Origin of the sequence: Pseudomonas sp. RC3H12 (genome assembly GCF_018596375.1) — a bacterium.
In the GTDB taxonomy this organism is placed as follows: domain Bacteria; phylum Pseudomonadota; class Gammaproteobacteria; order Pseudomonadales; family Pseudomonadaceae; genus Aquipseudomonas.
Window position 1 is genome coordinate 3,567,096 of record NZ_CP075595.1, and the last position, 24,236, is coordinate 3,591,331.

Sequence of the window (24,236 nt, forward strand, 5' to 3'; positions counted from 1 at the left end):
AAGTTATGCTTCTATCCTTGATCCCAGCCCTTGCCGCACAGCGCTCACATCAGGACCACCATGCACCACTCGACCCACGACCTGCTCTCCCCTGTCCCGGGTATCGCCCGCCAGTTGCACAGCTTCCATTTCGGCCCACGTGGCGCCGGCAAGGTGTACATCCAGGCTTCGCTGCATGCCGACGAACTGCCGGGCATGCTGGTGGCCTGGCACCTCAAGCAGCGGCTCGCGGACATGGAGCAGCAGGGGCGGTTGCGCAAGGAGGTCATCCTGGTGCCGGTGGCCAACCCGGTCGGCCTCGAGCAGGTATTGCTGGACGCGCCCCTGGGGCGTTTCGAGCTGCAAAGCGGCGAGAACTTCAACCGCAGGTTCGTCGACCTGTCGGACAGCATCGGCGACCAGATCGAAGGTCATCTTTCCCAGGACCCGGCCCACAACCTGGCGTTGATCCGTGAATACCTGCGCCGGGGCCTGGATGCCCACCCCGCGCACACGCCGCTGCAGTCCCAGCGCCTGACCCTGCAGCGCCTGGCCTGCGATGCCGACATGGTGTTCGACCTGCATTGCGACTTCGAAGCCGTCGAACACCTGTACACCACGCCCGAGGCCTGGCCCGAGGTCGAACCGCTGGCCCGCTACCTGGGCGTCCAGGCCAGCCTGCTGGCCACCGACTCGGGCGGGCAATCGTTCGATGAGTGTTTCAGCCTGGTGTGGTGGCAGTTGCAGCAGCGCTTCGGAAAACGCTTCCCGATCCCCCAGGGCAGTTTTTCGGTGACCATCGAGTTGCGCGGCCAGGCCGATGTCAGCCACGCCCTGGCCACCCAGGACTGCCAGGCGATCCTCGACTTCCTGACCCACGCCGGCGTCATCGAAGGCCAACCGGCGCCCTTGCCCGCTTTGCGCCATCCGGCCACGCCGCTGGCGGCGGTGGAACCGGTCATGGCTCCGCTTGGCGGGTTGCTGGTGTTCCATGCCAGCCCCGGGCAGTACCTGCAAGCCGGAGCGCTGATCGCCGAGGTCATCGACCCGCTCAGCGACCGGGTAACGCCCTTGCGCAATAGCCAGGCCGGGCTGCTCTATGCCCGCAGCATCAGGCGCATGGCCACCGCGGGCATGGTGGTCGCCCATGTGGCAGGCGAGCAGGTTTGCCGCAGCGGTTACCTGCTGGGCAACTGAGCGGCGTCAGGCCACAGGAGCGGGAGGCGGCTCATCGGGCAGGGTCGGCTCGCCCGGCTCCATCGGTGGCTGCTCGCCAGGCTGCGGCGGCTGGGGCGTGTCGGGATCAGGCTGGTGAGGCACTCCGCCTGCGCGCATGGGCAGTGGCGTGTGTGTCGGCGGATGGGCCAGCAGCGACCAGGCTAGCAATCCGATCTGGTTCGGCTGCAGGACGGCCAGCTTGGCACTGATTGCGGGATCGATTTTCATGGGGGGCTCCTGACGAGAGCCGGCGCACGTCATGCGCGCCGGAACTGTTCACTCGTTGGAGTGCCGGGCGCGGAAACAATTCCCGCGCTTTGTCGGCTCAGGTGCGCGGCAAGGTGACGCCACGCTGGCCCTGATACTTGCCGCCGCGGTCCTTGTACGACACTTCGCACTCCTCGTCGGACTGCAGGAACAGCATCTGCGCCACGCCTTCGTTGGCGTAGATCTTCGCCGGCAGCGTGGTGGTGTTGGAGAACTCCAGCGTCACATGACCTTCCCACTCGGGCTCGAGCGGAGTGACGTTGACGATGATGCCGCAGCGCGCGTAGGTGCTCTTGCCCAGGCAGATGGTCAGCACGTCACGCGGAATGCGGAAGTACTCGACGGTACGGGCCAGGGCAAAGGAGTTCGGCGGGATGATGCACACGTCGCTCTTGATGTCGACGAAGCTGCCGGCATCGAAGTTCTTCGGGTCGACGGTGGCCGAGTTGATGTTGGTGAACACCTTGAATTCGTCGGCGCAACGCACGTCGTAGCCGTAGCTGGAGACGCCGAAGGAGATGACCCGGCTGTCGTGCTCGCCGCGCACCTGGCGCTCGACGAACGGTTCGATCATGCCGTGTTCCTGCGCCATGCGGCGAATCCACTTGTCCGATTTGATGCTCATGGCGGGGTGTCCTGAAGAGTGCAAGGTGAAAAACGAGATGCGCATCTTACCGGTCCCGGCGCGCAGGTTAAAGTTTCCTTGCCCATCCCGCGCCAGACGGGGCCTGCGCCGGCCGCCGATCCGAAATTCATCAAAGCGCTCCTTGACCATTGGCAGGTCGTGGAAAGTGGGTTAAGGTGGCGCCACTGTGCTGCACGTGACACCGAGAATCTCTAGTTTGATGCACGATTATCATCGGCCCATCGCTGAATTTTCTGCTCTCTTTGCACTCAGTCCCGGGCAGGGTACTTCCTGACCGTAATCAACTTTGTCCAAGGAGACAGAAACATGTCCAACCGTCAAAACGGTACCGTTAAGTGGTTCAACGATGAGAAAGGCTACGGCTTCATCACCCCTCAGTCGGGTGACGACCTGTTCGTGCACTTCAAAGCCATCCAAGCTGACGGCTTCAAAACCCTGAAAGAAGGCCAGGCTGTTACTTTCGTCGCTACCCGCGGCCAGAAAGGCATGCAGGCTGAAGAAGTTCAGATCGCCTAAGTCGATCTCGCTTCCTAGCTTTCAAAAAAAACCCGCCATTGGCGGGTTTTTTTGTGCCCGAAGATTGATGGCTTCGTAAGCATGGCTATTCGTGGGAGCGGGCTGGCCCCGCGATGGCGCCAGCACAGGGAACCATCATCGCGGGGCAAGCCCGCTCCCACGCACCGCAAAGCATGCGTCTACTGAGCCGAATCAATCCTCGCTGATGGTGATGCTCGGCATCGCCGGCGCCGCCGCTTCCTGCAACACGATTCGTGCCCCCACCTGCCGCGCCAGCTCCTGGTAGACCATGGCGATCTGGCTCTCCGGCTCGGCAATCGCGGTCGGCTTGCCACTGTCGGCCTGCTCGCGGATAAGCATCGACAGCGGCAACGACGCCAGCAGTTCGACACCGTACTGGGCCGCCAGCTTCTCGCCGCCGCCTTCGCCGAACAGGTGCTCGGCATGGCCGCAGTTGGAGCAGATGTGCACCGCCATGTTCTCCACCACACCCAGCACCGGGATGTTGACCTTGCGGAACATCTCCACGCCCTTCTTGGCATCCAGCAGCGCCAGATCCTGCGGGGTGGTGACGATGACAGAGCCCGCCACCGGCACCTTCTGCGCCAGGGTGAGCTGGATGTCGCCAGTGCCTGGCGGCATGTCGATCACCAGGTAGTCGAGGTCGTCCCAGGCGGTCTGGGTCACCAGTTGCAGCAACGCGCCCGAGACCATCGGGCCGCGCCAGACCATGGGCGTGTTGTCATCAGTGAGGAAGGCCATGGACATGACCTCGACGCCATGGGCCTTGATCGGCACGAACCACTTCTGCTCGCGCACCTGCGGGCGGGTGCCCTCGGGGATGCCGAACATCACACCCTGGCTGGGGCCATAGATGTCGGCGTCGAGTATCCCCACCCGGGCACCCTCGCGGGCCAGGGCCAGGGCCAGGTTGGCGGCAGTAGTCGACTTGCCGACCCCACCCTTGCCCGAGGCCACGGCGACGATGTTCTTGACGTTGGCCATGGCCGGCACCTGAGCCTGGGCCTTGTGGGTGGCGATCACACAGTCAATGCCGACCGAGGCCGAGCTCACGCCGTCGAGGTTCTCGATGGCAGTTTGCAGCACCTGCGCCCAGCCCCCCTTGAACAGCCCGGCGGCATAACCCAACTGCAACTGCACATTGACCTGCCCGCCCTGGATATCGATGGCGCGCACGCAACCGGCGCTGACCGGGTCCTGGTTCAGGTAGGGGTCGGTGTACTGGCGAAGCACGCCTTCGACGGCGGCACGGGTAACGGCACTCATGGAGGCTCCCATTGGCAAACTGAATACGAAACAGGTGCCTATGCTAACCCGTCAATCGTCAGCGCATGCGTTGTTGGGATGAAATATATTCGCCAGCCCTTTATAGTGGCCGATCACCCTCATTTTTACCCCGTAGCCAGATAAGTAGCCGAGCCACCATGTCCGAGCCACGTCAGATTCTCGTCACCAGCGCCCTGCCCTATGCCAATGGATCGATCCACCTTGGCCACATGCTCGAGTACATCCAGACGGACATGTGGGTGCGCTTCCAGAAACTGCGCGGCAACCAGTGCATCTATGTCTGCGCCGACGACGCCCACGGCTCGGCCATCATGCTGCGTGCTGAAAAGGAAGGCATCACGCCCGAGCAACTGATCGCCAACGTCCAGGCCGAGCACAGCGCCGACTTCGCCGACTTCCTGGTCGACTTCGACAACTACCACTCCACGCACAGCGAAGAGAACCGCGAGCTGTCGAGCCTGATCTACACGCGCCTGCGCGATGCCGGGCATATTGCCACCCGTTCGGTCACCCAGTATTTCGACCCTGAAAAGGGCATGTTCCTCGCCGACCGCTTCATCAAGGGCACCTGCCCCAAGTGCGCGGCCGAGGACCAGTACGGCGACAACTGCGAAAAATGCGGCGCCACCTACGCCCCGACCGAGCTGAAGAACCCCAAGTCGGCAATCTCCGGCGCCACCCCGGTGCTGCGTGACTCCCAGCACTTCTTCTTCAAGCTGCCCGACTTCCAGGCCATGCTGCAGCAGTGGACCCGCAGCGGCACCCTGCAGGACGCCGTGGCCAACAAGCTCGCCGAGTGGCTGGACGCTGGCCTTCAGGAATGGGACATCTCCCGCGACGCCCCGTATTTCGGTTTCGAGATCCCGGGCGAGCCTGGCAAGTACTTCTACGTCTGGCTGGACGCGCCAATCGGCTACATGGCCAGCTTCAAGAACCTCTGCGCGCGCCGGCCGGAACTGGACTTCGACGCGTTCTGGAAAGAAGACTCCACGGCCGAGCTGTACCACTTCATCGGCAAGGACATCGTCAACTTCCACGCCCTGTTCTGGCCGGCCATGCTCGAAGGCGCGGGCCTGCGCAAACCGACCGCGGTCAACGTGCACGGCTACCTCACCGTCAATGGCGCGAAGATGTCCAAGTCGCGCGGCACCTTCATCAAGGCGCGCACCTACCTCGATCATCTGCAGCCGGAATACCTGCGTTACTACTACGCCGCCAAGCTGGGCCGCGGCGTCGACGACCTCGACCTGAACCTCGAGGACTTCGTGCAGAAGGTCAACTCCGATCTGGTCGGCAAGGTGGTCAACATCGCCAGCCGCTGCGCCGGCTTCATCCACAAGGGCAATGACGGCGTGATGGTCGCCGGTGATGCCGCGCCAGAGCTGACCGAAGCCTTCCTCGCGGCCGCCCCGTCGATTGCCGAGGCCTATGAAGCCCGCGATTTCGGGCGCGCCATGCGCGAGATCATGGCCCTGGCCGATCGCGCCAACGCCTGGATCGCCGACAAGGCCCCATGGTCGCTGGCCAAGCAGGAAGGCAAGCAGGACGAGGTGCAGGCCATCTGCGCCCAGGGCGTCAACCTGTTCCGCCAACTGGTGATCTACCTCAAGCCGGTCCTGCCGGTGCTGGCCGCCGACGCCGAGGCCTTCCTCAATGTCGCGCCATTGACCTGGAACGACCACCAGTCGCGCCTGGAAAATCACCAGCTCAAGCCGTTCAAGGCGCTGATGAGCCGCATCGAACCGGCCAAGGTCGAAGCCATGATCGCCGCCAGCAAGGAAGACCTGCTGGCCGCCGAGGCCAACACCGCCCCGGCGGGCAATGGCGAGCTGGCCAAGGACCCGCTGTCGGCCGAGATCGAATTCGACACCTTCGCCGCAGTCGACCTGCGCGTGGCGCTGATCGTCAAGGCCGAAGCCGTGCCGGGTGCCGACAAGCTGCTGCAATTGACCCTGGACATCGGTGACGAGCGTCGCAATGTGTTCTCGGGCATCAAGTCGGCCTACCCGGATCCGTCCCAGCTGGAAGGCCGCCTGACCATGATGGTGGCCAACCTCAAGCCACGGAAGATGCGCTTCGGTGTTTCCGAGGGCATGGTCATGGCAGCCGGCCCGGGCGGCGAGGAGATCTACCTGCTCAGCCCCGACAGCGGTGCCAAGCCAGGCCAGCGCATCAAGTAACCGAATCAGGCAACCAATATGCCCCGGCCCCCTGGCCGGGGCATTTGCATCTGCCACCCGCTGCCGGATAATGGCGCCATCCTCCCGCCGTCGGCATCTCCATGAGTGACTATGTTCTGGTCCTGGTCAGCGCCGCGCTGGTCAATCACCTGCTCCTGCAGGCAGAGCCAGTCGAGCGTGTGCGCCTGCATGCGCTGGGCCTGTGCACCGCACTGCTGATCCTCATGGCACTGCCAGTCGGCGCCTGGCTGTACCAACAACTGCTCGTGCCATTGCAGTTGCAAGACCTGCAGCTCTTGGTCTTCCTGCCGTTGCTGGCGGCACTGGCCTGGGCGCTGCCGAACCTGCTCCAGCGGCTGCGCCCGGACTGGCCCACACAAGGCCTGTCGGGCCTGCTGAGCGCAAATGCCGTGGTGCTAGGCTTGCTGGTGCAACTGTCCCATGACGACATGCGCGGCTGGCGCCTGCTGGCGTGGCCTCTCGTTGCCGCTTTGGGCTTCTGGCTCGCGCTGGTGCTGTATGCGGACCTAGATTTGCGCAGCCGCCAAGCCGAGGTACCCGCAGCGTTACGCGGCCTGCCTATTCAACTGATCGGTGCCGGGGTGATGGCCATGGCGTTTTCGGGACTCAACGGACTGTTCACCCAATGAATCTGTCTCTACACATCGACGTCTTGCTGCCGGCCCTGCAAAACATTGCCCGGCAATACCTCGAGGAGCTGCAGGCCCATGCCGCCACCTGATCCGCGCCTGCGCAGCGCCATGCAACTGGTGCTGCTGGCCTGCACCCCTGGCCTGCTGGCGCTGTTCTGGCTGCATGGCTGGGGCGTGCTGATCAACCTGCTGCTGAGCAGTTGCGCGGCGCTGGCCACCGAGGCCTTGCTGCTGAGCTGGCGCAAGCTGCCGGTGGTCTCGGCCCTGGGCGATGGCAGCGCGCTGGTCACCGCCGTCCTGCTGGCCGCCGCCCTGCCCATCCACGCCCCTTGGTGGCTGCCGCTGATGGCAGCCTGTGTTGCCATTGGCCTGGGCAAACAAGCCTTCGGGGGAGTGGGACGCAACCTGTTCAACCCGGCCATGGTGGGCTATGCGTTCGTCCTGCTGAGCTTCCCCTTGCAGATGAACCACTGGCCTGGCCAGACCGCCGGGTTGCTGGACAGCCTGAACCTGAGCCTGGGTACCGGCGATCGCATCGATGCCTGGGCCAGCCCCACGGTACTCGACGTGCTGCGCCATAACCGCAGCCTGACCATCGACGAACTGTTTGCCAGCCATTCGGCCTTTGGCCATATCGGCGGGAGCGCCAGCGAATGGGTCAACCTCGCCTTCCTGCTCGGCGGGCTATTTCTGATGCAGCGCAAGGTCTTCACCTGGCACGCGCCCATCGGCTTGCTCGGCGCCTTGTTTCTGTTCAGCCTGCTGGGCTGGAACGGCTCAGGCTCCGACTCCAATGGCTCACCATTGCTGCACCTGCTGTCAGGCTCGACCATGCTGGCCGCGTTCTTCATCGCCACCGAACCGGTATCTGGTTGCAGGCAGCCACTGGCCCGTCTGCTGTTCGGTGCCAGCGCCGGCCTGCTGATCTACCTGATCCGTACGTGGGGCAGCTTTGCCGATGGCACCGCATTCGCCATTCTGCTGATGAACCTTGCCGCACCGTCCCTGGATCGCTGGGCGGAGCGTCGCCAGCAGGCCTGCCCGTGAGTGCCCGCTGGCGCAGCGCCGCGTGCCTGTCACTGCTGGCATTGCTGGCCGTTGTCACGACTCTGGCCTGGCAACGCTTCACTGCCAAACCTATTGCGCAGGCCCAGCGCCAGTGGCATGAACAGCAGTGGCTGACAGTGCTGCCGCCAGGCAGCTATGACAACCAGCCCTTGCAAACAGCCTTGGCCCTGGCAGATACCAGCCTGCGTCATAGCCGCCTGTTGGCCGGCTACCGCGCCACGCTGGCGGGCAGCCCTACCGCCATCCTGCTGCACAACAGGTTCCAGGGCTATGGCGGCGCCATCGAAATGGTCATCGCCATCAACACCCAGGGCCGCCTGGTAGGCATGCGTGTACTCGAGCAACAGGAAAGCCCAGGCCTGGGCGACCAACTGGCAGACCCGGCGCGTCAATGGCTCGACCAGTTCATCGGCCGGGCACAGAAAAATACACCCGAGCAGGCCTGGGCGATCAAACGTGACCAGGGCGCGTTCGATCAACTGGCCGGGGCGACGGTAACCTCTCGGGCTGTCATCGCGGCGATCCAGGATGCGCTGCGCTATTTCGACGACCACCGCCCCGCACTGCTCGGCGAGGCGCGCCCATGAGCAGGTTCTGGCTACTGATGATCAGCCTGGTACCGCTGCTCGGCGCAACCCGGACCATTGTCCAGGCGATCTCCATCAGCCTTTGCGCTTGCCTGCTCACAGGCCTGCACCAGGCACTGATGGCACCACTGCGTCGCCACCTTGCCCAGGGCGCCAGCCTGTGGGCGAGCGCTGTATTGACCGCCACCTTGGTAACCTGCCTGTACCTGGGGCTGCGGGCGTGGGCCCTGCCCCTGGCCGATGAACTTGCCCTCTACCCCCTGTTGCTGGCGCTGCCCTGCCTGGCCTGCGAACAGTTGCTGCCGCACGCTCACCGATACCACCAACTGTGCCGCGGCCTGGGTGGGCTCCTGCTGGCCAGCCTTGCCCTGGGCATCTGTCGACAAGTGCTCGCCGACAATCTCGACCTCCACATTGCCACGCTAGCCCCCGGCGCCTTGATACTGCTCGGCCTGCTGCTGGGCTTGTACAATCACCTGCGTCCATCAACCACCTCCCCAAGTCGTCAAGGAAGCCGTTGACCCCATGAATGCTGCCAAACGCCTGGAGATCTTTCGCAGGCTGCATGAAGACAATCCCGAACCCAAGACCGAACTGGCCTATTCCACCCCCTTCGAACTGCTGATCGCCGTGATCCTTTCGGCCCAGGCGACGGACGTCGGCGTCAACAAGGCTACCGCTCGCCTGTTCCCGGTCGCCAATACGCCGCAGGCCATCCACGCCCTGGGTGTTGAAGGCCTGAGTGAGTACATCAAGACCATCGGGCTGTACAACAGCAAGGCCAAGAATGTCATCGAGACCTGTCGCCTGCTGGTCGAACTGCACGCAGGTGAAGTCCCGCAGAACCGCGAAGCGCTGGAAGCCCTGCCCGGCGTTGGGCGCAAGACCGCCAACGTGGTGCTCAACACCGCCTTTCGCCAACTGGCCATGGCCGTCGATACGCATATCTTCCGGGTCAGCAACCGCACCGGTATCGCGCCGGGCAAGACCGTTCTGGAAGTCGAAAAGAAATTGCTCAAGTTCGTGCCAAAGGACTTTCTGCTCGATGCCCACCATTGGCTGATCCTGCATGGCCGCTATGTCTGCCAGGCTCGGAAACCGCGCTGTGGCAGCTGCCGAATCGAGGACCTGTGCGAATACAAGTTCAAGACCTCGGACGATTGAAGCAATAGCTGACAACAGCACAAGGCGATTGAAAAAATCTTTTTTACCCGCTCTGCGATTCCCGTTATAAGGACGGCCAATGGCCCTTTGGCTTGGAGTGACGCATGAGCACCGATAAAGAAGACTTGGCAAACGATGACGACTTCCAAAGTACGGACGACGACGTGGAGCCGCAGGCCGAACCGGCCAAGACCAACCTCAGCAAGCGCCGCACCATCGACAACATGCTCGAGGAGCGACGCCTGCAGAAACAGCTGGCCGACTTCGACTACGATCTGTAACGCAGACATGCGAAAGCCTCCTGAACGGAGGCTTTTCAATAGGGCTCAGGCCAGCCCATGGCGCTGGGCGAGTTCGATCAGGTCCACCAACGAGCGAGCATTCAACTTGAGCAGCAGGCGAGTCTTGTAGGTACTGACCGTCTTGTTGCTGAGGAACATGCTGTCGGCGATCTCCTTGTTGCTCTTGCCCCGTGCCAGTTGCTGCAGCACCATCATCTCCCGGCCGGAAAGCCGCTCGACCATCTCCATTTCCGTAGCGCCTCCCGTGCCCGAGCGCCCCTTGTGCAATGCTTGGTTGGGGAAATAGCTGTAGCCGGACAGCACGGCCTTGATGGCACTGAGCAGTTCGGTCAACTCCTGTTGCTTGCAGACATAACCTGCCGCCCCCGCTTGCATGCAGCGCATCGAGAAGTGCCCCGGGGCCTGTGAGGTCAGAACAAGTACCTTGCTCGCCGGGCTCACCAAGGTCATCCGCGCAATCACTTCAAGCCCATCCAGTTTGGGGATCCCGATATCCAGAATGACAATATCCGGCAGATACTCCCGCGTCAGTTGCAGGGCATCCACACCATTGTCACTCTCCGCCACCACTTCGTAGCCATGCCGTTCCATCAGCATGCGTACGGCCAGGCGAATGACCGGGTGATCATCCACGATCAGCACTTTATTCATGCAATTCCCATTGATACGTTATTTTTAGTTCGATAGACCACCACACCCGAGCATAACGATTATTTATGCGGCGGATTCCCTGGTAAATTCACCGAAAGAAGTGACCTACAATTAATGGAGACTATTCCTACAAACTCCCCTTCTCACAAAATGTAATAGATATTGGTTCGTCGCAACGATTCAGAAAGTAACAGTCGCCAGAATTGGATCCAAGTGTCATTGGGGCACACTTCACGCGGGAAAATTCGACTGTATACGCTGGATAAAGGTAGGCGTTGAGGGCTGGGACTTGGCCTGGGAGGGAAACAAGGCACGCTTAATACAGTGGGGAAAACACGCTACAGATGGGCAAAGCATCACCAGGCCCTCATCATGAACCGCGACCCCATCAGTCCGTTGACCCTTATCGCTGTCTTTGCCGGCGTGATCGAAGCGTCTGCCCTGGCATCACTCCCGTTCCTCAGCGAAGACAGCCAGACCCTGTACACCTGGTTCCTGGTGGGCTTCCCATTCTTCCTTACCGTACTATTCTTCCTCACCCTCAACTTCAACACTCGCTCGCTATTCGCACCGGACAGCAATGCCAGCAGAGCCCGCAAGTCTGCACGCACACCTGTCTCAGGGAGCAAAGGCGCGATGATCATCGCCATTTCCGGAGCCGACAGTCAGAAGATCATCGAAAACCATGTACTGCGAATGATCGATCGCCCCCACGGTCGACAACGACGCTGGGTGCTGTACAACCTGGATACGCGCACCTGCATCCATCTCTCAACCGCGCCCATGCAGGATGACGAGACCACGACCGCCACCAAAGCAGAAACCCAGGCATGAAAAAACCCGGCCAAGGCCGGGTTTCTTCGTACGCTCGAGGCTGCTTACAGCAGCGAACGGCCTTTGTTGGCCGCGATACGCATACGCAACGCATTGAGCTTGATGAAGCCTGCGGCATCGGCCTGGTTGTAAGCCCCACCGTCTTCCTCGAAGGTCGCAATGTTGGCATCGAACAACGAATCGTCCGACTTGCGCCCCACGACGGTGACATTGCCCTTGTACAGCTTCAGGCGGACAACGCCATTCACGTTGAGCTGCGAGGCGTCGATCATCTGCTGCAGCATCAGACGCTCCGGGCTCCACCAGTAGCCGGTGTAGATCAGGCTGGCGTACTTGGGCATCAGCTCATCCTTCAGGTGAGCGACTTCGCGGTCCAGGGTGATCGACTCGATGGCGCGGTGAGCCTTGAGCATGATGGTGCCGCCCGGGGTCTCGTAGCAACCGCGCGACTTCATGCCGACATAGCGGTTCTCGACAATATCCAGGCGACCGATGCCGTTGGCGCCGCCAATGCGGTTGAGGTCGGCCAGCACGGTGGCCGGGGTCTTCTCGACACCGTCGATGGCGACGATGTCACCGTTGCGGTAGGTCAGCTCGATGTAGGTGGCCTGGTCCGGGGCGCTCTCCGGAGAGACGCTCCATTTCCACATGTCTTCCTCGTGCTCGGTCCAGGTATCTTCCAGGACACCGCCTTCGTAGGAAATGTGCAGCAGGTTGGCGTCCATCGAGTACGGCGACTTCTTCTTGCCGTGGCGCTCGATCGGGATACCGTGCTTCTCGGCATAGTCCATCAGCTTCTCGCGGGACAGCAGGTCCCACTCGCGCCATGGCGCGATGACCTTGACGCCCGGCTTGAGCGCATAGGCACCCAGCTCGAAACGCACCTGGTCGTTACCCTTGCCGGTGGCACCGTGGGAAATGGCGTCGGCGCCGGTTTCGTTGGCGATTTCGATCAGGCGCTTGGCGATCAGCGGGCGGGCGATAGAAGTACCCAGCAGGTACTCGCCTTCGTAGACGGTGTTGGCGCGGAACATCGGGAAGACGAAATCACGCACGAACTCTTCGCGCAGGTCGTCGATGTAGATTTCTTTCACGCCCATCGCCTGGGCCTTGGCGCGGGCCGGCTCGACCTCTTCGCCCTGGCCGAGGTCAGCGGTGAAGGTCACCACTTCACAGTTGTAGGTGTCCTGCAGCCACTTGAGAATCACCGAAGTATCAAGGCCGCCGGAATACGCCAATACGACCTTTTTTACGTCCGCCATGCCATCACTCCACGGGGTTGTACGGAAAGCCGATGATTCTACCGGCCTTGCCGAAAAATTTACAATGGGGCGACAGCTTGTGACGACAAAGCGACAGGAATTGTCGAGAGCGCGACCCGCTGTCGCACTCAGGATTTCGCGGGAGCGGGCTGGGTGGCAGCGGCCGCAGGCGTCGCAGGCGCAGGTGCGGTAGCCGCGGGTGCCGGAGCCGCCGGCGCAACCGGTGGCGCCGGCTTCTCCAGCGGCTTCTCGACCGGTGTCACGCGGTCGAGCTGGATGTTCACCCGGCGGTTGCGCGCCCGGTTGGCGGCAGAGTTGTTCTTCGCCAGTGGATAGCGCTCGCCGTGGAAGCGCACGGTGATCTGCTCTTCCGGCACGCCATGGGCCTTGAGGTAGTCGGCAACCGCCAGTGCCCGTCGACGCGAGGTGTCACGGTTGGTCAGGCGGTTGCCGCTATTGTCGGAATGGCCGTTGAGTTCGATACGGTTGACCGTCGGATCGGCCTTCAGATAATCAAGCAGCACATCCAGGCGCGCACGGGCCGAGCTGTCCAGTTCGATCCCGCCACCGGGGAAGCCGACCTGGGTCTGGCGGATCTGGTCATAGTTCATCGGCAGCAGCTTGGCGGCGCACAGTTGGTAGTCGCTGTAGGCCTTGGCGAAGCTGACTGGCATCACCTGCACTTGCATCGGCCGGCCACCCTCGCCCCGGTAGTTGCGCACCACCGTGCTACGGCCATCGAGCAGGCCATTGATCAGGCGGCTGGCCTGCCCCTGGCTGGAGGTGAACAGCACGCCAGTGCGGGCCATGTGCACCGCACCGAGGTTGATATCGCCCCGCCCTGGCTGCCAGGGGGCTGCGGCGGCCAGCAAGGTGGCGGACCCCGCGCCGAGGACGTTGCTGTCCGAACGCAGTTGGAACGTCGGTTGTTCGCCGGCACGGCGCACGAACTCGCCGCTGCCGAAACCGTCGATCGGCTGGATCAAGCGACATTCGAACTGATCACCCTCGACTTTCCAGGCGACGTTCTCCACGCGGGTCTGGAAGGTCATGGCCCCGGCCGGCAGGCTGGCGACAAGTGTGAACAGGGCTAGGTAACGCTGGCGCACGGTCGGCTCCACTGATTCTGACGGCTTACCTGAATGCTATCGGACGCCCGTCGGAAAACTTGATAGCCGTGCTCGAACAGGGGTTTTCCGGTAGCATTGGCTTCTGAGTTCGACCCGCCTGGAATCTCCAATGTCCGATCGCCTGACCCTCCTGCGCCCCGACGACTGGCACATCCATCTGCGCGATGGTGCCGTCCTGCCTCACACCGTCGGTGACGTGGCGCGTACCTTCGCCCGCGCCATCATCATGCCCAACCTGGTTCCGCCGGTGCGCAACGCCGTCGAGGCCGATGCCTACCGCGCCCGCATCCTTGCCGCACGCCCCGCCGGCAGCCGTTTCGAGCCACTGATGGTGCTGTATCTTACCGACCGCACCAGCCCGCAAGACATCCGCGCCGCCAAGGCCAGCGGGATCGTGTACGCCGCCAAGCTGTACCCGGCCGGCGCCACCACCAACTCCGATTCCGGCGTGACCAGCATCGACAACATCTTCCCGGCAATCGAGGCACTGGCCGAAACCGGCATGCCCCTGCTGGTGCACGGTGAGGTCACGCGCAGTGAAATCGACGTGTTCGATCGCGAGAAGCGCTTCATCGACGAGCACATGCGCCGCCTGGTCGAGCGCTTCCCGACCCTGAAAGTGGTGTTCGAACACATCACCACCGCCGACGCCGCGCAGTTCGTCACCGAGGCGCCGGCCAACGTCGGTGCCACCATCACCGCCCAGCACCTGCTGTACAACCGCAACCATATGCTGGTCGGCGGTATCCGCCCGCACTTCTATTGCCTGCCGATCCTCAAGCGCAACACCCACCAGGTTGCATTGCTGGATGCCGCGACCAGCGGCAACTCGAAGTTCTTCCTCGGTACCGACTCGGCGCCTCACGCCAAGCATGCCAAGGAAGCCGCCTGCGGCTGCGCCGGCTGCTACACCGCCTACGCCGCCATCGAGTTGTATGCCGAGGCGTTCGAGCAGCGCAACGCGCTGGACAAGCTCGAAGGCTTCGCCAGCAAGCATGGCGCTGACTTCTACGGCCTGCCGCGCAATACCGACACCATCACCCTGGTGCGAGAGCAATGGACAGCGCCGGACAGCCTGCCCTTCGGTGACACCACCGTCATTCCCCTGCGCGCTGGTGAAACGCTGCGCTGGCGCCTGCAGGAGGACAACGCGTGAGCGAAGATCTGTACGAAGACGACCAGGACAGCCAGGTCAGCAGCGGCTCGCGCCATCCGATGGCCGAGCGTTTCCGCGGCTACCTGCCCGTGGTGGTGGATGTCGAAACTGGTGGCTTCAACAGCGCCACCGACGCGCTGCTGGAGATTGCCGCCGTCACCATCGGCATGGATGAAAAGGGCTTCCTATTCCCCGAGCACACCTACTTCCATCGGGTCGAACCGTTCGAGGGCGCCAATATCGAGGCCGCCGCGCTGGAGTTCACCGGCATCAAGCTCGATCACCCGCTGCGCATGGCGGTGAGCGAGGAAAGCGCGCTGACCGATATTTTCCGCGGCGTGCGCAAGGCGCTGAAGGCCAATGGCTGCAAGCGGGCGATCCTGGTGGGGCATAACAGCAGCTTCGACCTGGGTTTCCTCAATGCTGCAGTGGCGCGCAACGATATCAAGCGCAACCCGTTCCACCCGTTCTCCAGCTTCGATACCGCCACCCTCGCTGGCCTTGCCTACGGCCAGACCGTGCTGGCCCGAGCCTGCCAGAGCGCAGACATCGACTTCGACGGCCGTGAGGCGCATTCGGCGCGTTACGACACCGAGAAGACCGCCGAGCTGTTCTGCGGCATCGTCAATCGCTGGAAAGAGATGGGCGGCTGGCGCGACTTCAACGACTGATCACACGCTTGTAGCTCGAAGCATAAAAAAACCGGCCACCAGGGCCGGTTTTTTCATGCGCTTGGCAAATTACAGCTTGCCAGCGTTCTCGCTCAGGTAAGCCGCGACACCTTCCGGCGAAGCGTTCATGCCTTTGTCGCCTTTCTTCCAGTTGGCCGGGCAGACTTCGCCGTGCTCTTCGTGGAATTGCAGGGCGTCGACCAGGCGCAGCAGCTCGTCCATGTTGCGGCCCAGCGGCAGGTCGTTGACGATCTGCGAGCGGACAACACCGTTGGTGTCGATCAGGAAGGCACCACGGAAGGCCACGCCGCCTTCGGACTCGACGTCGTAGGCCTTGCAGATTTCGTGGGTCATGTCGGCTGCCAGGGTGTACTTGACCTGGCCGATGCCGCCATTGTTGACCGGGGTGTTGCGCCAGGCGTTGTGGGTGAAGTGCGAGTCGATCGACACGCCGATCACTTCCACGTTGCGCGCCTGGAAGTCAGGGATGCGGTTGTCCAGGGCGATCAGCTCGGACGGGCAGACGAAGGTGAAGTCCAGCGGGTAGAAGAATACCAGGCCGTACTTGCCCTTGATGGCCGAGGCCAGGTTGAAGCTGTCGACGATCTCGCCGTTGCCCAGCACGGCTGGAACGGTGAAGTCCGGGGCTTTTTTGCCAACGAGTACGCTCATTCGATCTCTCCTGATGAGGGGTGAAAAACCTTGCCCGGGCGGAACGCGTCCCCCGGATCCAGCAAAGGCCGACCATCATACACAGCTTTGCGTGACAGGCCGAATCTCAACCGCCGGTCGCTCTGGAACGCACCTTACACAATGTGTTTTGACAAGCATTCTCATTACCATTACTCTCCAATGCATCGAATCAACCCGCGATGGTCAGCCTTTATGTATGTGTGTCTTTGTGTCGGTGTCACCGACGGACAGATCCGCGATGCGATCTACGAAGGATGCTGCAGCTACAAGGAAGTTCGAGCCGCCACCAATGTCGCCAGCCAGTGCGGCAAGTGCGCCTGCCTCGCCAAGCAGGTGGTGCGCGAGACCCTCACCGAGCTGCAACTGAGCCAGCAGGCCGCCCTGCCCTACCCCGTTGAATTCAACGCGGCGTAATGTCCCCAAATTTGAAGAACCGGACCTAGTGTCCGGTTTTTTATGCCTGCAATTCAATAAGTTAGCGTTCGAACGCAGTTCACAAACATTCTTATTCCGATTAATTTTCACTTATTATTCAATAACTTAGGTTTGACATAGATAGTTGCGAGGCTCAAACTTGTTTGCATTGGCTCAACTTCTACAGGGCAGACCCCATCATGAAAGGCGACGTAAGCGTCATCCAGCATCTCAACAAGGTCCTCGGAAACGAGCTGGTCGCAATCAACCAGTACTTCCTGCATGCGCGCATGTACGAAGATTGGGGCCTGAACAAGATCGGTAAACTCGAGTACAAAGAGTCCATCCAGGCGATGAAGGATGCTGACAAGCTGATCAAGCGCATCCTCTTCCTCGAAGGCATCCCCAACGTCCAGGACCTGGGCAAGCTCATGATTGGCGAGCACACCAAGGAAATGCTCGACTGCGACCTGAAGCTTGAGAAAAAGGCCCACGCCGACCTGAAAGCCGCCATCGCCCACTGCGAAACCGCTGGCGATTTCGGTTCGCGTGACGTGCTCGAGGACATCCTCGAAGACCAGGAAGAGCACATCGACTGGCTGGAAACTCAGCTGGGCCTGATCGACAAGATCACTATCGAGAACTACCTGCAGTCGCAGATGGGCGAAGAGTAACTGCAACGCCCGGACATGGAGCCCTGCCAATGCAGGGCTTTTTTTCGGGTGTTTAGGCTCTGTACGAAATGTATCTGCACTCGCCCATACTGCGTTGAAACGGGGCTCGGAATGCTCATGTACTCCAGTACACTGCGCTTCCTCCCCCCGTTTCGCCTTGTCGGGCCTTCGCGCAGACACATTTCGTACAGCGCCTGCTGCTCGATCAACGACAACAAAAAGCCCCGCTATTGCGGGGCTTTTGCATGCTGGCGAAGAACGCCGGAATCAGGCTTCGGAAGCCTTGGCCTTGGCGGCCGCATCCTTGATCAGCGTCTGCAGCTCACCCTTTTCGAACATCTCGATCATGATGTCGCTGCCGCCGACCAGCTCACCCGCCACCCACAGTTGCGGGAAGGTAGGCCAGTTGGCGTACTTGGGCAGGTTGGCGCGGATTTCCGGGTTCTGCAGGATGTCGACATAAGCGAACTTCTCGCCACACCCCATCACGGCCTGCGAAGCCTTGGCCGAGAAACCGCACTGCGGGGCATTCGGCGAACCTTTCATGTAAAGCAGAATGGTGTTGTTGGCGATCTGCTCTTTGATTGTATCGATGATATCCATGAAGCACCTCGGCTGAACTTTCCGACTGGGTCGTCGGCACGGTGACGCATTGTATCGGAAAGCCGAGCGGCGTGCTCGGCCTTGCCGATGCTCAGGCGGCCTCCACTTGCACAGGTACGCCATTGAGGGCGGCGTTGCCGGATACGCCATCACGCAAGTGCTCGTCGGTCAGGTCATTGGCACTCACTCCCGGCTGCGCACCGGCCACCTGCAAGCGTGCGCCCTGGCGGCCGTGACCGTAGCCGTGGGGCAGGCTGACCACTCCTGGCATCATCTCCTCGCTGGCTTGGACAGGCACTTCGATCACGCCGGTGCGTGAGCGGATCCGCACCATCTGCCCGTCTTGCAACTGGCGATGACGCAGATCATCCGGATGCATCAGCAGATGATGCCGCGGCTTGCCTTTGACCAGCCGATGATAGTTGTGCATCCACGAATTGTTGCTGCGCACGTGGCGGCGGCCGATGAGCAACAACTGGCCTGCCGTCGGCGCTGCCTGCCGGGCCAGGCGCTGCAGGTCACCGAGCAGTACCGCCGGTGCGGCTTCGACTTTGCCGCCAGCCGTGCGCAAGCGTACCGCCAGGTTGGCACCCAGCGGCCCTAGATCCAGGCCGTGGGGGTGTTCATCGAGCATCTGCAGGGAAAGCTTCCAGGAAGACTCATCACCATAAGGGCCCTTGCGCAACGCAAAGTCGATCATCCGTGCCGGTGGCAGGGTCGCCTTGAGCTCGACCTGCGCACGTTGGGCAAAGGCCTCGGCCAGACCTACGAAAATCTCCCAGTCATGCAGCGCCCCCTCGGGTTTGGGCAGGATCGCCCGGTTGAAGCGGGTGACGTTGCGCACCGCCAGCAGGTTGAAGGTGGAATCGTAGTGATCATTCTCCATTGCCGAGGTGGAGGGCAGGATCAGGTCGGCATGTCGCGTGGTCTCGTTGATGTAGAGGTCGATGCTGAGCATGAACTCCAGGCCGGCCAGCGCCTGGTCCAGGCGCCGCCCGTTGGGCGTGGACAACACCGGATTACCGGCCACGGTCACCAACGCCCGTACCTGCCCGTCACCGGGCTCGAGGATCTCCTCGGCCAAGGCCGAGACCGGCAGCTCGCCAGCATATTCGGGCAATCCCGAGACACGACTGCGCCATTGGTCGAAATGGCCACCCGAGGTGCTGGCGACCAGATCGACAGCCGGCTCGGTGCACAACGCCCCCCCCACTCGATCAAGGTTGCCGGTGACCAGGTTGATCAATTGCACCAACCAGTGGCACAACGAACCGAAGGCCTGGGTCGATACCCCCATCCGGCCGTAGCACACGGCCTTGTTGGCAGCGCCGAAGTCCCGCGCCAATCGGCGGATGTCCTCGGCCGGGATGCCGCACAACGCGCTCATGCTGGCGGCATCGAATGGCAGGATCGCCTCGCGCACCTGCTCCAAGCCATTGATCGGCAAGTGCGAGCCACGGGCCAGGCCCTCGACGAACAGGGTATGCAACAGCCCACACAGCAACGCTGCGTCGCCACCGGGGCGGATGAACAGGTGCCGGTCGGCCAGTAACGCCGTCTCGCTTCGCCGCGGATCCACCACCACCAGCTGCCCGCCCCTGGCCTTGAGCGCCTTCAGGCGCTTTTCCACGTCGGGGACGGTCATGATGCTGCCATTGGAAGCCAGGGGGTTGCCGCCAAGGATCAGCATGAACTGCGTGTGGTCGATGTCTGGGATGGGCAGCAACAGACCATGGCCGTACATCAGGTGGCTGGTCAGGTGCTGCGGCAGCTGGTCCACCGAGGTGGCCGAGAAGCGGTTGCGGGTCTTGAGCAGGCCGAGGAAGTAATTGCTGTGGGTCATCAAGCCATAGTTGTGCACGCTGGGGTTGCCCTGGTAGACCGCAACAGCATTGCGCCCATGGGCCTGCTGCACCGCCCACAGCCGCTCTGCGGCGAAGGCGAAGGCCTCATCCCAGCCAATCGCCTGCCACTGGTCACCGATGCGCCGATGAGGCTGGCGCAGGCGGTCAGGGTCTTCCTGGATGTCCTGCAGGGCGACCGCCTTCGGGCAGATATGGCCGCGGCTGAACGGATCCTGCGGATCGCCCTTGATCGAGCTGATCCGCGGCGGCCCTTCCGCCCCATGGGTAACTTCGATGTTCAGGCCACAAATGGCCTCGCACAGGTGACAGGCTCGGTGATGCAGGGTCTTGGTCATGGCCGCCTCTGCCTTGTTGTTCTGGAGGTTCGACTATGCGCCGCACCTACCGGGCATGCCAGCGCGCTTCGCGGCATGAATCGGGAGACATCAGGCCGACGATTCGCGACGACGAATTTGCCAAAATCGAGGTAAGCCGTGTACAAACCTCTGTAGCAAATAAAAAACAGCTGCTCGCCAAAGGCTTACGACACCCTTTGACACAGAGGCGCTGTTTCCCCTCTTGGTTTCAGGCGACATTTAATTATAGTATTGCGCCTTCCCCTATTCCGTCCGCCCCAGGCGGCTTACGCCGCAGGTCACTCCCGTTGTCAACAAAACCCATACGGTCGACCTGCAAAACGTTGCAGATAAGGTAGTCAATCATGAGCGCTAGGCACTTTCTCTCCCTGCTGGATTTCACCGCTGACGAATTGCTCGGCGTGATCCGTCGCGGCATCGAGCTGAAGGACCTGCGTAAACGAGGCGTGCTGTTCGAGCCGCTGAAGAACCGCGTCCTGGGGATGATCTTCGAGAAGTCCTCGACCCGTACACGGGTATCGTTCGAAGCAGGCATGATCCAGCTTGGCGGCCAGGCGATCTTCCTGTCGCCGCGCGACACCCAGCTTGGCCGCGGCGAGCCGATCGCCGACAGCGCCATCGTGCTGTCGAGCATGGTCGACGCGGTGATGATCCGTACCCACGCCCACAGCACCCTCACCGAATTCGCCGCCAATTCGAAGGTGCCGGTCATCAATGGCCTGTCCGACGAATCGCACCCCTGCCAGTTACTAGCCGACATGCAGACCTTCTTCGAACACCGTGGCGCGATCCAGGGTAAGACCGTGGCCTGGGTCGGCGACGGCTTCAACATGTGCAACTCCTATATCGAAGCTGCCGTGCAGTTCGATTTCCAATTGCGCATCACTTGCCCTGAAGGCTACGAGCCCGATCCGCGCTTCCTGCAGCTGGGTGGCGACCGCGTGCAGATCATCCGTGATCCGAAGGAAGCCGTGCGCGGCGCCCACCTGGTGACCACGGATGTCTGGACTTCCATGGGCCAGGAAGAGGAAACTGCACGGCGCCTGGCGCATTTCGCGCCTTACCAGGTCACCCGCGAACTGCTCGACCTGGCGGCACCCGACGCCCTGTTCATGCATTGCCTGCCCGCCCACCGTGGCGAGGAGATCAGCCAGGACCTGCTCGACGACCCCCGTTCGGTCGCCTGGGACGAAGCTGAGAACCGCCTGCATGCGCAGAAGGCCCTTCTGGAATTCCTTGTAGAACCGGCTTACCACCACGCATGAGTCAACAGCTACTGCTCAACCTGCGCAACCTGGCCTGCGGCTATGGCGACCAGCGCATCGTCCAGAACCTCAACCTGCACCTCAACGCGGGCGACATCGGTTGTCTGCTAGGGTCCTCCGGTTGCGGCAAGACCACCACGCTGCGCGCCATCGCCGGGTTCGAGCCGGTGCACGAAGGCGAGATCCAGCTGGGCGGCGAGGTCATCTCCCGCGCCGGGTTCACCCTGGCGCCGGAGAAACGCCGGATCGGCATGGTGTTCCAGGACTACGCGCTGTTCCCCCACCTGACCGTCGCGCAGAACATCGCCTTCGGCATCGGCAAGCACCCGCGCCAGGCCATGGTGATCGAGGAGATGCTCGAACTGGTCAAGCTGGCTGGCCTCGGCGGGCGTTACCCGCACGAGTTGTCGGGCGGCCAGCAGCAACGCGTGGCCCTGGCCCGGGCGCTTGCACCGGAGCCACAGCTGCTGTTGCTCGACGAGCCGTTCTCCAACCTCGACGTGGAGCTGCGCCGACGCTTGAGCCACGAGGTCCGCGACATCCTCAAGAGCCGCGGCACCAGCGCCATCCTGGTCACCCACGACCAGGAAGAAGCCTTTGCCGTCAGCGATCACGTGGGGGTGTTCAAGGAGGGGCGCCTGGAGCAGTGGGACACGCCCTACAACCTCTACCACGAGCCGCAAACGCCGTTCGTCGCCAGCTTCATCGGCCAGGGTTACTTCATTCGCGGCCAGATGAGCAGCCACGAAGCAGTAGCCACCGAACTCGGTGAGCTACGGGGCAACCGGGCCTATACCATGGCACCCGGAAGCTCGGTGGACGTGCTCTTGCGCCCCGACGACATCATCCATGCCCCCGACAGCACGCTACGGGCACAGGTCATCGGCAAAAGCTTCCTCGGCGCTTCGACCTTGTATCGCCTGCAGCTTCCCACCGGCAGCCAGCTCGAGGCGATCTTCCCCAGCCACAACGACCACTTGCTCGGCCAGGACGTCGGCATCGCTGTCGCCGCCGATCATCTCGTGCTGTTCCCGGTGCCCGGTAGCGTTGCCGCGCAGCTACCGCGCCAGGAGAACGGCGTGCGTCGCATCGGCTCGGCGCTCTGAGGTTCGACAGCAGCGCGGGGCAAGTCCGCTTCCACATCCTGTAAACAGGCGTGGGGCGGGCTCGCCCGATCACTTTGAATCAGACCATCAAAGTACCAGAGGCCACCAAGCGGGCCTGTCCACCGATCTTCACCCGCTCCCCCTCCAAGCGACAGAACAGCTCGCCACCACGTGCGGACCGCTGGTACGCGTGCAACTGTGACTTGCCAAGGCGTGCCGCCCAGTAAGGGATAAGCGAGCAGTGAACAGAACCTGTGACCGGATCCTCGGGGATTCCGATACTCGGTGCAAAATAGCGCGACACGAAATCGTGCTCTTCACCCGGCGCCGTTACGATCACGCCCAAACCCGGCAGTCTCGCCAACGCCACCATGTCTGGCGTGCAGGTACGCACGGTTTGCTCCGAAGCCAGTACCACCAGCAACTCCTTGGCTTGGTAAATCTCCTGCACCTCGCACCCCAACGCCTCGGCCACAGCCACCGGCTCAGTCAAGCGCTGCGCATTGATTCGCGGAAAATCGAGCCACAGGTGGCGCCCTTCACGCGTCACGCTCAATGGCCCGGACAGGCTTTGAAAGTCCAGACGGGGCTTCTGCTCGCCATAAACCTCGAACAGCACATGGGCACTGGCGAGGGTGGCATGACCGCACAGCGGCACTTCGGTAGCGGGGGTGAACCAGCGAATCCGGTAGCCCTCTCCTTCAGCGACCACGAACGCAGTTTCGGCGAGGTTGTGCTCGGCGGCGATCTGCTGCATCAGCGCATCGTCGAGCCACTGCTCCAGGTGGTAGACCATGGCCGGATTGCCGGCAAAGGGCCGGTCACTGAACGCATCGACCTGATGAAAATGCAGCTGCATGCCACGACTCCTGTGTAGGGCGGAAAAGGCCTCGAGCATGGAGCAAGGCGCCTGGACCGAACAGTGACAGAGTCGTGGAATTTGAATCAGTACAGATGATCAGCCGCGACCGATCTCAGCGAACTGTGCCTGGGTATGGGCAGCGAGAACTACTGCGGCGAGTTCCACTTCCAATCCGCGGCGGCCAGCGCTCACATGAATCGTTTCATGTTGTTGCGCGGATTGGTCGATGAAAGTGCGCAGGCGCTTCTTCTGTCCCAGCGGGCTGATCCCACCAACCAGGTAGCCCGTGGCGCGCTGGGCAGCCTGCGGGTCGGCCATTTCGCATTTCTTCACGCCGGCCGCGTGCGCCAGCGCCTTCAGATCGAGCGTCCCGCCCACCGGCACCACCGCCACCAGCAGCTCACCTTTTTCGCTGCTGGCGAGCAGCGTCTTGAACACGCGCAATGGGTCAAGGCCGAGCTTTTCCGCAGCCTCCAGACCGTACGATGCGGATTTCGGATCATGTTCGTAGCTGTGCACGCGGTGCTCGGCACGCGCCTTTTTCAGTAGGTCCAGGGCGGGGGTCATCAACGGCTCCAGGCGATCACAAGTCGCCCGGTACTTTAGGGTAAATCCGCCGGGGCAGCCAGCGCAGGACCCAGCCTAGAGCAGCGGCCGTGGATTCACCACGCGTCATGGCAGTCAGAATGTGGCCGCGCGTTCATTTTCGACCTTTGACATCAGCGTTTCTTGTCTATATTTTTTCGTTTATGAATAAATGGTGCACCTATACGGTGCGCTTCCTGTACCCGCCCGGCGTCAATGGG

The 24,236-nt window shown here is 62.2% G+C and carries 27 protein-coding genes; 16 read left to right on the forward strand and 11 right to left on the reverse strand.

The annotated features are described in order from the left end of the window. The first annotated feature begins 60 nt into the window (after nt 1-60). Nucleotides 61-1,176: a succinylglutamate desuccinylase/aspartoacylase family protein gene (locus KHO27_RS16205; RefSeq protein ID WP_214500483.1), complete on the forward strand. Its 1,116-nt coding sequence runs from the start codon at nt 61-63 to the stop codon at nt 1,174-1,176. Nucleotides 1,177-1,182: 6 nt separating this feature from the next. On the opposite strand, the gene KHO27_RS16210 is transcribed toward KHO27_RS16205, so the two are convergent. Beyond that, nucleotides 1,183-1,425 carry a hypothetical protein gene (locus KHO27_RS16210; protein ID WP_102684776.1) on the reverse strand — a complete coding sequence of 81 codons (243 nt, stop codon included), beginning with the start codon at nt 1,423-1,425 and terminating at the stop codon, nt 1,183-1,185. 97 nt (nt 1,426-1,522) lie between these two features. Next, nucleotides 1,523-2,089 (reverse strand): dCTP deaminase, encoded by a 567-nt coding sequence (gene dcd / locus KHO27_RS16215; RefSeq protein ID WP_023630764.1) that lies wholly within the window; start codon nt 2,087-2,089, stop codon nt 1,523-1,525. A 327-nt stretch (nt 2,090-2,416) separates the two neighbouring features. On the opposite strand from dcd, the gene KHO27_RS16220 reads away from it, so the two are divergent. Beyond that, nucleotides 2,417-2,626, forward strand: a complete 210-nt coding sequence (locus KHO27_RS16220) for a cold-shock protein (RefSeq protein ID WP_012273869.1) — start codon at nt 2,417-2,419, stop codon at nt 2,624-2,626. A gap of 192 nt (nt 2,627-2,818) precedes the next feature. Here the strand turns inward: KHO27_RS16220 and apbC are convergent, their stop codons facing one another. Then, the gene (apbC, locus tag KHO27_RS16225; protein WP_102684775.1) at nt 2,819-3,913 is read right to left on the reverse strand and encodes an iron-sulfur cluster carrier protein ApbC; all 1,095 of its coding nucleotides are present in this window, start codon (nt 3,911-3,913) and stop codon (nt 2,819-2,821) included. Nucleotides 3,914-4,071: 158 nt separating this feature from the next. Between apbC and metG the strand changes: the two genes are divergently transcribed. The 7 genes from metG (at nt 4,072) to KHO27_RS16260 (ending at nt 9,867) form a co-directional block, all read left to right on the forward strand. Next, nucleotides 4,072-6,114 (forward strand): methionine--tRNA ligase, encoded by a 2,043-nt coding sequence (gene metG, locus KHO27_RS16230; RefSeq protein ID WP_110701986.1) that lies wholly within the window; start codon nt 4,072-4,074, stop codon nt 6,112-6,114. A gap of 101 nt (nt 6,115-6,215) precedes the next feature. Further along, complete coding sequence (locus KHO27_RS16235; protein ID WP_110701985.1) at nt 6,216-6,764, forward strand: Rnf-Nqr domain containing protein; 549 nt, start codon at nt 6,216-6,218, stop codon at nt 6,762-6,764. Between the two features lie 78 nt (nt 6,765-6,842). Further along, nucleotides 6,843-7,814, forward strand: a complete 972-nt coding sequence (locus KHO27_RS16240) for an RnfABCDGE type electron transport complex subunit D (protein ID WP_110701983.1) — start codon at nt 6,843-6,845, stop codon at nt 7,812-7,814. Then, nucleotides 7,811-8,422: an RnfABCDGE type electron transport complex subunit G gene (locus KHO27_RS16245; RefSeq protein ID WP_214500484.1), complete on the forward strand. Its 612-nt coding sequence runs from the start codon at nt 7,811-7,813 to the stop codon at nt 8,420-8,422. The genes KHO27_RS16240 and KHO27_RS16245 overlap by 4 nt, the downstream gene beginning before the upstream one ends. Further along, nucleotides 8,419-8,943, forward strand: coding sequence for an Rnf-Nqr domain containing protein (locus tag KHO27_RS16250; RefSeq protein WP_110701979.1), 525 nt, complete (start codon nt 8,419-8,421; stop codon nt 8,941-8,943). Before KHO27_RS16245 ends, KHO27_RS16250 begins: the two co-directional genes overlap by 4 nt. Before the next feature lie 4 nt (nt 8,944-8,947). Beyond that, nucleotides 8,948-9,586, forward strand: a complete 639-nt coding sequence (gene nth, locus KHO27_RS16255; protein WP_110701977.1) for an endonuclease III — start codon at nt 8,948-8,950, stop codon at nt 9,584-9,586. A 104-nt stretch (nt 9,587-9,690) separates the two neighbouring features. Further along, a complete protein-coding gene (locus tag KHO27_RS16260; protein ID WP_023630757.1) occupies nt 9,691-9,867 on the forward strand; it encodes a PA3496 family putative envelope integrity protein in 177 nt (58 codons plus the stop codon). Between the two features lie 45 nt (nt 9,868-9,912). Here KHO27_RS16260 and KHO27_RS16265 read toward each other — a convergent pair whose 3' ends face one another. Then, on the reverse strand, nt 9,913-10,539 hold the full coding sequence (locus KHO27_RS16265; RefSeq protein WP_046854458.1) for a response regulator transcription factor: 627 nt from the start codon (nt 10,537-10,539) through the stop codon (nt 9,913-9,915). Between the two features lie 372 nt (nt 10,540-10,911). On the opposite strand from KHO27_RS16265, the gene KHO27_RS16270 reads away from it, so the two are divergent. Beyond that, entirely contained in the window at nt 10,912-11,373 is a 462-nt protein-coding gene (locus KHO27_RS16270; protein ID WP_110701975.1) for a hypothetical protein, read from the forward strand. A gap of 44 nt (nt 11,374-11,417) precedes the next feature. On the opposite strand, the gene KHO27_RS16275 is transcribed toward KHO27_RS16270, so the two are convergent. Together KHO27_RS16275 and KHO27_RS16280 are read right to left on the reverse strand one after the other, a co-directional pair. After that, nucleotides 11,418-12,635 (reverse strand): argininosuccinate synthase, encoded by a 1,218-nt coding sequence (locus tag KHO27_RS16275; RefSeq protein ID WP_046854456.1) that lies wholly within the window; start codon nt 12,633-12,635, stop codon nt 11,418-11,420. Nucleotides 12,636-12,763: 128 nt separating this feature from the next. Beyond that, nucleotides 12,764-13,744 (reverse strand): flagellar protein MotY, encoded by a 981-nt coding sequence (locus tag KHO27_RS16280; protein ID WP_110701973.1) that lies wholly within the window; start codon nt 13,742-13,744, stop codon nt 12,764-12,766. 130 nt (nt 13,745-13,874) lie between these two features. Here KHO27_RS16280 and pyrC point away from each other — a divergent pair, with 130 nt between their 5' ends. Next, nucleotides 13,875-14,921, forward strand: a complete 1,047-nt coding sequence (gene pyrC, locus KHO27_RS16285) for a dihydroorotase (RefSeq protein ID WP_110701971.1) — start codon at nt 13,875-13,877, stop codon at nt 14,919-14,921. Nucleotides 14,922-14,980: 59 nt separating this feature from the next. Further along, on the forward strand, nt 14,981-15,592 hold the full coding sequence (gene rnt, locus KHO27_RS16290; protein WP_225933324.1) for a ribonuclease T: 612 nt from the start codon (nt 14,981-14,983) through the stop codon (nt 15,590-15,592). Nucleotides 15,593-15,661: 69 nt separating this feature from the next. On the opposite strand, the gene KHO27_RS16295 is transcribed toward rnt, so the two are convergent. After that, nucleotides 15,662-16,264, reverse strand: a complete 603-nt coding sequence (locus KHO27_RS16295) for a peroxiredoxin (RefSeq protein ID WP_003254945.1) — start codon at nt 16,262-16,264, stop codon at nt 15,662-15,664. Nucleotides 16,265-16,477: 213 nt separating this feature from the next. Between KHO27_RS16295 and KHO27_RS16300 the strand changes: the two genes are divergently transcribed. Further along, the gene (locus tag KHO27_RS16300) at nt 16,478-16,699 is read left to right on the forward strand and encodes a bacterioferritin-associated ferredoxin (RefSeq protein WP_046854452.1); all 222 of its coding nucleotides are present in this window, start codon (nt 16,478-16,480) and stop codon (nt 16,697-16,699) included. A 200-nt stretch (nt 16,700-16,899) separates the two neighbouring features. Continuing rightward, nucleotides 16,900-17,373 carry a bacterioferritin gene (bfr, locus tag KHO27_RS16305; protein WP_046854451.1) on the forward strand — a complete coding sequence of 158 codons (474 nt, stop codon included), beginning with the start codon at nt 16,900-16,902 and terminating at the stop codon, nt 17,371-17,373. 267 nt (nt 17,374-17,640) lie between these two features. Here bfr and grxD read toward each other — a convergent pair whose 3' ends face one another. Both grxD and KHO27_RS16315 read right to left on the reverse strand, forming a co-directional pair. After that, a complete protein-coding gene (grxD, locus tag KHO27_RS16310) occupies nt 17,641-17,976 on the reverse strand; it encodes a Grx4 family monothiol glutaredoxin (RefSeq protein ID WP_110701969.1) in 336 nt (111 codons plus the stop codon). A gap of 91 nt (nt 17,977-18,067) precedes the next feature. Next, nucleotides 18,068-20,176 carry a molybdopterin oxidoreductase family protein gene (locus KHO27_RS16315; protein WP_214500485.1) on the reverse strand — a complete coding sequence of 703 codons (2,109 nt, stop codon included), beginning with the start codon at nt 20,174-20,176 and terminating at the stop codon, nt 18,068-18,070. Between the two features lie 365 nt (nt 20,177-20,541). On the opposite strand from KHO27_RS16315, the gene argF reads away from it, so the two are divergent. Both argF and KHO27_RS16325 read left to right on the forward strand, forming a co-directional pair. After that, nucleotides 20,542-21,462 carry an ornithine carbamoyltransferase gene (argF, locus tag KHO27_RS16320; protein WP_046854449.1) on the forward strand — a complete coding sequence of 307 codons (921 nt, stop codon included), beginning with the start codon at nt 20,542-20,544 and terminating at the stop codon, nt 21,460-21,462. Continuing rightward, nucleotides 21,459-22,568 (forward strand): ABC transporter ATP-binding protein, encoded by a 1,110-nt coding sequence (locus KHO27_RS16325; protein ID WP_110701965.1) that lies wholly within the window; start codon nt 21,459-21,461, stop codon nt 22,566-22,568. Before argF ends, KHO27_RS16325 begins: the two co-directional genes overlap by 4 nt. A gap of 79 nt (nt 22,569-22,647) precedes the next feature. Here KHO27_RS16325 and KHO27_RS16330 read toward each other — a convergent pair whose 3' ends face one another. Then, entirely contained in the window at nt 22,648-23,427 is a 780-nt protein-coding gene (locus KHO27_RS16330; protein WP_214500486.1) for a PhzF family phenazine biosynthesis protein, read from the reverse strand. Nucleotides 23,428-23,526: 99 nt separating this feature from the next. Next, entirely contained in the window at nt 23,527-23,997 is a 471-nt protein-coding gene (gene ybaK / locus KHO27_RS16335; protein WP_110701961.1) for a Cys-tRNA(Pro) deacylase, read from the reverse strand. Nucleotides 23,998-24,236: the final 239 nt, after the last annotated feature.